3 protein-coding genes are annotated in these 2641 nt (G+C 62.2%); all 3 read left to right on the top strand.

The genetic code is table 11. From position 1 onward, the window contains the following. Window positions 1-93 precede the first annotated feature (93 nt). The gene (gene tnpA, locus DID99_RS36270; RefSeq protein ID WP_124668695.1) at window positions 94-510 is read left to right on the top strand and encodes an IS66-like element accessory protein TnpA; all 417 of its coding nucleotides are present in this window, start codon (window positions 94-96) and stop codon (window positions 508-510) included. Beyond that, window positions 507-851: an IS66 family insertion sequence element accessory protein TnpB gene (gene tnpB / locus DID99_RS36275; protein WP_124668696.1), complete on the top strand. Its 345-nt coding sequence runs from the start codon at window positions 507-509 to the stop codon at window positions 849-851. The genes tnpA and tnpB overlap by 4 nt, the downstream gene beginning before the upstream one ends. A gap of 153 nt (window positions 852-1004) precedes the next feature. Then, window positions 1005-2498 carry an IS66 family transposase gene (gene tnpC, locus DID99_RS36280; protein ID WP_260444791.1) on the top strand — a complete coding sequence of 498 codons (1494 nt, stop codon included), beginning with the start codon at window positions 1005-1007 and terminating at the stop codon, window positions 2496-2498. Window positions 2499-2641: the final 143 nt, after the last annotated feature.

The raw sequence follows: 2641 nt of genomic DNA on the forward strand, positions 1-2641 counted from the left end.
GTAAGCGGCTCGGGGCGGCCGTACGTCCACGAGGCCTGATCGAATGTATCGTAGTTCCCACTAAATTTTTTAGTGGGAACCAAAGTGGACGAGATGTCGGCCGTCAAACGCGTGAAGTCGAGCAAACGACCGAACTTCGCGGACGAGTTCAAGCGGGCGCTGGTCGAGCAAACGTTCGAGCCAGACGCGTCGGTATCGCTGGTTGCCCGGCGTAACGATATCAACACCAACTTGCTGTTCCGATGGCGTCGCCAATATCTTGAAGGCGCATTTGGGCCGCCGCGTCCTGAAGACGTGGACCACCAGAAACCGACCGATGGTATTCCGACGTTGTTGCCGGTGAGTATTGTTGACGAGACCTCGGTCGCGGCATCTGCGATGACGACCTCGGAAGCCGCGCCATTGGCAGAAGGTGTTTGCGAGATCGAATTTGCACGGGCACGGATTCGTCTACGCGGGGATGTATCGCCGGCAACGCTGAAGTTGCTTATTCGCGAGCTATCACGATGATCGGCTTTCCAGCGGGTACGCGCATCTGGCTCGCAGCGGGCGTGACCGACATGCGCTGCGGGTTCCAGGGGCTGGCCGCAAAAGTACAGGCGACGCTCGAAGAGAATCCGCTGGGCGGCAAAGTATTCATCTTCCGCGGTCGCCGCGGCGATCTCGTGAAGCTGCTTTGGGCGACCGACGACGGGCTCTGGTTGCTCGCAAAGCGATTGGAGCGAGGCCGTTTTATCTGGCCGCAGGCCGACGGCGGAAAGGTCCATCTGACGAGCGCTCAACTGTCGATGCTGCTCGAGGGCATTGACTGGCGGCAGCCGCGACGTACCGCCACTCTGTCGATGTTGTAAACCGCGGAGAAGGCTCGTAAACTGCGACGCATGTCCAAAGATGCGCCGCTTCCCGCTACCGTCGCCGAGCTCCAGGCCCTGGTGCTCGCGCAGCAGGCGTCGCTGTTCGCGCAGGAAGCATCGCTGCGCGAACAGCAGGCATCGATCGCGAACATGGTGCGGGAGATCGCTGCTCGCGATGACGAAATCGAGCGCCTGAAGGCGCAGATCGACAAGCTCAGGCGAATGTACTTCGGGAGCAAGTCCGAGAAGCTGGCGAGGCAGATCGATCAACTCGAGGCGCAGCTGGAAGACCTGACAGCCGGCCAGGGTGCTGCGGAGACGCGGGGGCATCGAGACAAGATGTCGACGGCGCCACCCGGTCGGGCACCCACGCGAGAGCCACTGTCACCGCACTTGCCCCGCGACGAAATCGAACTCACGCCGCAGCCGGGTTGCCCCAAGTGCGCAACGACGATGCAGCGGCTCGGCGAGGATGTATCCGAGCAGCTCGCCCGCGTGGCGGCTGCGTTCAAAGTGATCCGCACGATCCGTCACAAGCTGTGCTGTCCCGAGTGCGGTTACATCGAACAGCCCGCGATGCCCAGCCTGCCGATCGAGCACAGCATCGCCCATCCGAGCCTGCTGGCCGATATTGCGGTATCGAAGTTCGCCGATCATCAACCGCTGTATCGCCAATCGGAGATTGCGGCACGCGACGGTGTGACACTGGATCGCGCCAGCATGGGGCGCTGGATCGGGCAGATTGCCGGGCTCTGCGGGCCGCTTGTTGAAGCGATCCAGCGCTACGCGCTGGTCCCCGGCAAGGTGCACGTCGACGACACCCCGGTCGCAGTGCTCGCACCAGGCAACGGAAAGACGGCGACCGGACGCTTCTGGGTCTACGTGCGTGACGATCGCCGCTCGGGCTCGACCGAGCCGGCTGCGGTATGGTTCGACTTCTCGTCGGATCGCAAAGGCGTTCATCCTCAAACCCGGCTTGCTGCATTCCACGGCATCCTGCAGGCCGATGCCTACGCCGGCTTCGATCAACTGTACGCCAGCGGCGAGATCCACGAAGCGGCGTGCTGGGATCACGCGAGGCGGTACATCTACGATGTTCACGTGCGCACGCCGACACCGGATACCCAGCAACTGCTCGAGATGATCGGCGAACTTTACAGCATCGAAGCCGACATCCGCGGCAAGGCGCCTGACGAGCGTCTGCGCGCGAGGCAGGAAAAAACCAAGCCGTTGCTCGCGAAGTTCGAAGCGACGATCAGGGCGAAACTCGCGACGCTGTCGACGAAGTCCGCGCTTGCCAAAGCGATCAACTACTCGCTGAACCACTGGACAGCGCTCGTGTTCTACTGCGAGGACGGTCGAGCCGAGATCAGCAACGTGCTTGCCGAAAACGCGCTGCGCTGTGTCGCGCTCGGACGCAAAAACTATCTGTTCGTCGGCTCCGACAGCGGGGGCGAGCGGGCCGCAGCGATGTATAGCTTGATCGGGACGTGCAAGCTCAACGGGATCAACCCACGTGCTTACCTGGAATACGTCCTGACCCACATCGCTGATCACAAGATCTCTCGCATCGACGAATTGCTGCCCTGGAGCGTCGCCGACAAACTGAAGCCGGCCATCTCGCCTGCACCCTTAACCGGGTAGATCCGGATAGATTCGGATGGATCGTGCCCACGATCGCCGATCGCGGACACGATCCCCCGTGATCCACACGGACTCCGACACGCCATCACCATCATGCCTCACGCGCGCGCGAATGGGGAAACGGCCAGGCCGAGCCGCTTACG

The sequence above is a fragment of the Burkholderia sp. Bp8986 genome (assembly GCF_003854225.1).
Taxonomy (GTDB): domain Bacteria; phylum Pseudomonadota; class Gammaproteobacteria; order Burkholderiales; family Burkholderiaceae; genus Burkholderia.

Bases quoted from the DNA above. Each gene is read 5' to 3' on its own strand.
- tnpA (WP_124668695.1), top strand. From the start codon at position 94: ATGTCGGCCGTCAAACGCGTGAAGTCGAGCAAACGACCGAACTTCGCG.
- tnpB (WP_124668696.1), top strand. From the start codon at position 507: ATGATCGGCTTTCCAGCGGGTACGCGCATCTGGCTCGCAGCGGGCGTG.
- tnpC (WP_260444791.1), top strand. From the start codon at position 1,005: ATGGTGCGGGAGATCGCTGCTCGCGATGACGAAATCGAGCGCCTGAAG.